This is a genomic window from Psychrobacter sp. ENNN9_III, from assembly GCF_001462175.1.
Classification (GTDB): domain Bacteria; phylum Pseudomonadota; class Gammaproteobacteria; order Pseudomonadales; family Moraxellaceae; genus Psychrobacter.
The window spans coordinates 1-5361 of sequence record NZ_LNUO01000065.1 but is presented as its reverse complement, the minus strand read 5'-3'; the positions used below and the strand labels follow the sequence as shown (position 1 = coordinate 5361).

Annotated in this window: 4 protein-coding genes and 1 tRNA gene; all 5 read left to right on the top strand. The window is 42.1% G+C overall.

The genetic code is table 11. From position 1 onward, the window contains the following. Positions 1–444: 444 nt before the first annotated feature. Complete coding sequence (locus PENNN9_RS04455; RefSeq protein WP_058368528.1) at positions 445–2763, top strand: NADP-dependent malic enzyme; 2319 nt, start codon at positions 445–447, stop codon at positions 2761–2763. 177 nt (positions 2764–2940) lie between these two features. Then, the gene (locus tag PENNN9_RS13540; protein WP_082637989.1) at positions 2941–3930 is read left to right on the top strand and encodes a tRNA nucleotidyltransferase; all 990 of its coding nucleotides are present in this window, start codon (positions 2941–2943) and stop codon (positions 3928–3930) included. Positions 3931–3982: 52 nt separating this feature from the next. After that, on the top strand, positions 3983–4174 hold the full coding sequence (locus PENNN9_RS12515; RefSeq protein WP_082637988.1) for a hypothetical protein: 192 nt from the start codon (positions 3983–3985) through the stop codon (positions 4172–4174). Between the two features lie 71 nt (positions 4175–4245). Then, positions 4246–5133, top strand: coding sequence for a pteridine reductase (locus PENNN9_RS04445; protein WP_264752898.1), 888 nt, complete (start codon positions 4246–4248; stop codon positions 5131–5133). 94 nt (positions 5134–5227) lie between these two features. Continuing rightward, positions 5228–5304, top strand: a tRNA-Ile gene (locus PENNN9_RS04440). Positions 5305–5361 lie beyond the last annotated feature (57 nt).

Below are 5361 nucleotides of genomic sequence, written 5' to 3'. Positions count from 1 at the left end.
CATTTTAAATCGTGTCACTTCTAAAAAATTTTGAGACGAAACCACTAGCCCATTTAATTGACAGTAAAATTTAAACTGAATTTAAAACAATAGTCACGATATTGAATATATATTGTAAATTTTGCTTAATTTGTTACTATCAACTGGCTAAATGTTCGTTATCAATTTATTATATAAGTTATGCATTTCGCTATGGGTGACTAGGCAGTTAATTATCAATGGTGCTAGAATAGCTAAGTCTATTAGCTTTCTGCTTTACGATACCATCTAATCATAGATTAACGCTTTTTTGACTGTGCATCTCCTTTTAATAATCGATTATTAGCTTCTTAGTGTGACGATTGCTGGAGCTTATGTTCAACGATTGTTTTAGGATTAAGCGTTAATTTATTTTGTTTATCTCACTTTGTTTTATTTCAATTTATTCCAACAATGGCCATTATTATGAATGACGATACCAATTTGAATACGGATAATCCTAATACGGATAAAGAGCAGTTCGAACAGGCTGCTCTACATTATCACGAGTTTCCAAGACCTGGTAAAATCTCGGTAACACCTATTAAACAGTTGGCCAACCAGCGCGACTTAGCTTTAGCATATTCGCCAGGTGTTGCAGTGCCTTGTCTTGAAATTCAAAAAGACCCAACGACAGCTGCTAGATATACGGCACGTAGTAATTTGGTCGGTGTTATAACGAACGGTACTGCCGTACTGGGTTTGGGTGATATTGGTCCGCTAGCCTCAAAGCCTGTGATGGAAGGTAAAGGGGTATTATTCAAAAAATTCGCTGGTATCGATGTTTTTGATATTGAGATTCAACAAAATGATCCTGACAAATTTATTGAAGCAGTGGCATCGCTTGAGCCAACATTTGGTGGTATCAACCTAGAAGATATCAAAGCACCTGAATGTTTTAAAATCGAGCGCGAACTGCGTAAACGTATGAACATTCCAGTCTTCCATGACGATCAACACGGTACCTCAATTATTGTTGCTGCTGCCATGCTCAACGCCCTAATTCTGACGGGTAAAAAGATCGAAGAGATCAAAATCGTCTGTTCAGGTGCTGGTGCTGCCGCTATTTCTTGCCTAGACATTATCTGTGCACTTGGTGTTGATCAGAACAATATTTTTGTTTCTGATTCACGCGGTATTATCACCACTAGTCGTGAGAATCTAGACGAATCAAAACAACGTTATGCTCGTGACACTGATGCTAGCACCATTGATGAGGTGATGGACGATGTGGACATGTTCATAGGCTTGTCAATGCCTGGCATTTTAAGCCCAGATATGGTACGCCGTATGGCAAAAAACCCTATCATCTTTGCCCTCGCCAACCCAACGCCTGAAATCATGCCAGAATTGGCGCATTCAGTACGTCCAGATGTCATTATGGCGACCGGACGCTCGGATTATCCAAACCAAGTTAACAACGCATTGTGTTTCCCTTATATCTTCCGCGGCGCACTAGATGTAGGTGCAACGACTGTCAACGAAGAGATGAAGATCGCTTGCGTACGTGCGATTGCCGCGATGGCACATGTTGAAGCGACGCCAACTACAAACGTCAAAAATACCGACAGAATGAGAAGCTTTGGTCCTGATTATCTAATTCCAGGACCTCTAGAGCCAAACTTAATCATCGAGATCGCCTCCGCAGTTGCAAAAGCGGCGATGGATTCAGGGGTCGCAACCTTACCGATTGATGATCTTGATGCTTATCGTCAGCGCTTATCAGAGTTTGTATATAACTCAGCGTTTGTGATGAAACCTATCTTCTCTCGTGCGAAGTCAGATCCAAAGCGTATCGTCTACTGTGAAGGCGAAGACAATAACATTCTTCTTGCCGTACAAGTTGTCGTTGATGAGAAGCTAGCAAAACCTATCTTGGTTGGACGTCCAGCGGTAATTGAAAATAACATCGAAAGGCTTGGCTTACGTCTAAAAGATGGCGAGAACATCACGATTGTCAATCAAGATGATGACCCTCGTTATAAAGACTATTGGCAAGGTTATTATGAGAAAAACAAGCGCCGCGGTGTTAGTATTGAGCTTGCTCGTCGCGATGTTCGTCGTAAGACCACTTTGATTGGCTCACTGTTGGTCGAAAACGGTGATGCTGAAGGCATGATTTGTGGTACGTTTAGCCATTATCAATTACACTTAGAATATGTCCAAAACGTCATCGGCAAAAAAGAAGGCGTTAAAGATTTTTATGCGATGAATGCTGTCCTCATGCAAGATCGCAATATCTTTATTGCTGATACCTATATTCATGAAGACCCTACTGCTGAACAGTTGGCTGAAATGACCGTATTGGCTGCGGATCAATTGCATCGTTTCGGTATTACGCCTCGCGTCGCATTGGTATCACACTCAAACTTTGGTACCTCTGATCGCGCTAGTGCAGTTAAAATGCGCAAGGTCTATGAGCTACTACATGAGATGAATGTAGACTTCGATTTTGATGGCGAGATGCAAGGTGATGCCGCGCTTAATGAGCATATACGATTAGAAGATATGCCATCAAGTCATTTAAAAGGTGCTGCCAACTTGCTCATTTTACCGACGCTCGATGCAGCAAACATTGCCTTTAATTTGCTTAAAACAGCAACAAGCAGTGCCTCTATTGGCCCAATCTTATTAGGCTCTAACAAGCCTGTTCATATCTTGACTCCATCAGCGACAGCTCGTCGCGTGGTTAATATGACGGCCCTGGCTGTCACTGAAGCGCAAGATTTAGAAAACGAGAAATAGTTGCCATATTATTTTTATCGATAAGCTACTACTATTTATTATTAATAGTAGTGGTTTGCTATACTAAGACCAGTCCATATCATTGTCACAAATGGTATCGACTGGTTTTTTTGTTCCAATAAATTGATGGCAAGATTTATCTGATTAAAATTTGTTTGGCGAATAAAAGAGGTTTCAATGCAAGTTTATCTTGTTGGTGGCGCAGTTCGTGATCAGCTGTTAGATCACCCTATTATCGATAAAGACTTTGTGGTGGTAGGTGCAACCGTAGATGAGATGCTAGCCGCGGGCTTTATTCAAGTCGGTGCAGACTTTCCAGTGTTTTTGCATCCGACCACTCAAGAAGAATATGCATTGGCACGTACCGAGCGCAAGCTTGGCCATGGTTATAAAGGCTTTAGCGTGCATGCTAGCCCTGACGTAACACTGCAAGATGACTTACAGCGCCGTGACTTAACCATCAATGCGATGGCAATTGAAGTAACCAGTCTCACCGACGATACGCCTCTTATCGGTGAAGTGATTGATTATTATGGTGGACTCGATGATATTCAAAGCAAGACTTTACGTCATATATCGCAGGCTTTTAGCGAAGATCCGTTACGGGTTTTGCGAGTCGCGCGCTTTTATGGACGTTATTATAGCTTAGGTTTTCACATCGCTGAGGAAACTCTCATACTCATGCGCCAACTGGTCGCCTCAGGTGAGCTTGCACATTTAAGTGCAGAGCGCATTTGGCAAGAATCAAACCGTGCCACCATGCAAAGCTCCCCTCAAGTTTATTGGGAGCAGCTATATGCAATCGGTGCTCTAACTGATTACTTTGCGCCATTGCATCATGCTTGGAGCAATGTGCACATACGAGAAACAGTGCAGACGGCGCTATACTTTGCCGGTCAAATGCAGTTGAATTTATCCCAGCGCTGGACATTATTAATGGCTAGTCTTGATCAATCATTATTCGTGAACCCTAATCCTGACATACCATCAAGCAGTCCAAATATAAGTATTATGGCTGAGGATAAAAAAGCCGCTCTAAAAGCCATAACCTCTATAAGCAACAGTGCCAAAGTACCTAAGGCGCCTACCCAGTTTGCAACCCTATTTATTCAACAAGCCAGCAGACTAAATACTATAGATCGTCTGTCTGCAGCTGAAAAAAATTGACCTTATCCAAGCTTGTAGCGCTCACAAAGATTCTGCCAAGCTCTCGCAGCTATTGGTCACCAGTCACGTATTACAGTTAGCAAAACAACATCGTCAAATGATGCTTGCATTAAACAGCTTTCATGCCATTGGTATAGAAAACATAGATCCAGATATTACAGGCGCTGCAATCGGCAAAGCGTTAAATGAGGCACGTGCGGCGCATCTTGTCACTCTGGAGCAGTCTGTAGCCAATACTAGCTAAAAGAGTCATAGCATAGCTATTAACTCTTTTTATTAAACAAAATACGATTAGACGATGGAAACTGTATTTTTATGGCAATCGAAACCGCAGTGAAGAGCGACGATGGAAACTGTATTTTTATGGCAATCGAAACCGCAGTGAAGAGCGACACAAACCCATCTGTTGAAGTGAATAATCACCATTCATACAGTAACAGGCCAGTCATGCTAGTTACTGGTAGTGCTAAGCGTATTGGCGCAGCCATTATTCGAGCAGCACATCATCAAGGCTATCGTGTCATTATCCATTGTCATCGTAGCGAGCAACAAGCAAACGCGTTAGCAAACGAGCTCAATAGCCTCCACGATAACAGTGCGGCAATTGTCGTTGCGGATTTAGCAATTGTCAACGATGACCATTTACTTATTCAATTTGTCCAAACTATCATGGATACTTTTGGACGGCTTGATGTACTGGTACATAATGCATCACGATTTTACCCGACTCCGCTCAATGATATTAACAATGTCCAATGGGACGAGCTGTTTTTGAGCAATGCCAAAGCACCTTTGTTACTGAGTCAAGCATTTCTACCTCATTTGCAAACGCAGCATGGATGCATTATTAGCCTACTTGATATTCATGCTCATGATAAACCGTTTAAACACTACACTGTCTATAATATGGCGAAGGCCGCTCACCGTATGATGGTACAGTCTCTTGCGCTAGATATGGCGCCTTATGTTCGTGTTAATGGGATTGCACCTGGGGTAAACATTTTACCTGAAGCCGATAGTGACCAAGCGCTTGACGACACACAGCAACAGAGTATTATCGACTCTATTCCTATACAGCGGATCGGTACGCCAGATGATATCGCCCACAGCGTGCTGTATTTGGCAAAAGCCAGCTATGTCACAGGAGAGATTATTAACGTCGATGGTGGCCGTAGTTTGACCCTCGCTGGTGGTAATATTTAACAAATAAGCGATAATAGCTGAATAATTTCGTTTAGTTGTTATCTTTTACTTGAAAATTTAAAAAAAATCAGGTATCATTATGCGTCTAACGTTAGGGCCCATAGCTCAGTTGGTTAGAGCAGAGGACTCATAATCCTTTGGTCGTAGGTTCAAGTCCTACTGGGCCCACCATATATTGAAAAACAAAAACCCCTTCAAATCTATTAGACTTGAAAAAAAAGTCGGGGT

What these genes read in the sequence shown, in the direction of transcription:
- PENNN9_RS04455 (WP_058368528.1), top strand. Translation starts at nt 445, where the DNA reads ATGAATGACGATACCAATTTGAATACGGATAATCCTAATACGGATAAA.
- PENNN9_RS13540 (WP_082637989.1), top strand. Translation starts at nt 2,941, where the DNA reads ATGCAAGTTTATCTTGTTGGTGGCGCAGTTCGTGATCAGCTGTTAGAT.
- PENNN9_RS04445 (WP_264752898.1), top strand. Translation starts at nt 4,246, where the DNA reads ATGGCAATCGAAACCGCAGTGAAGAGCGACGATGGAAACTGTATTTTT.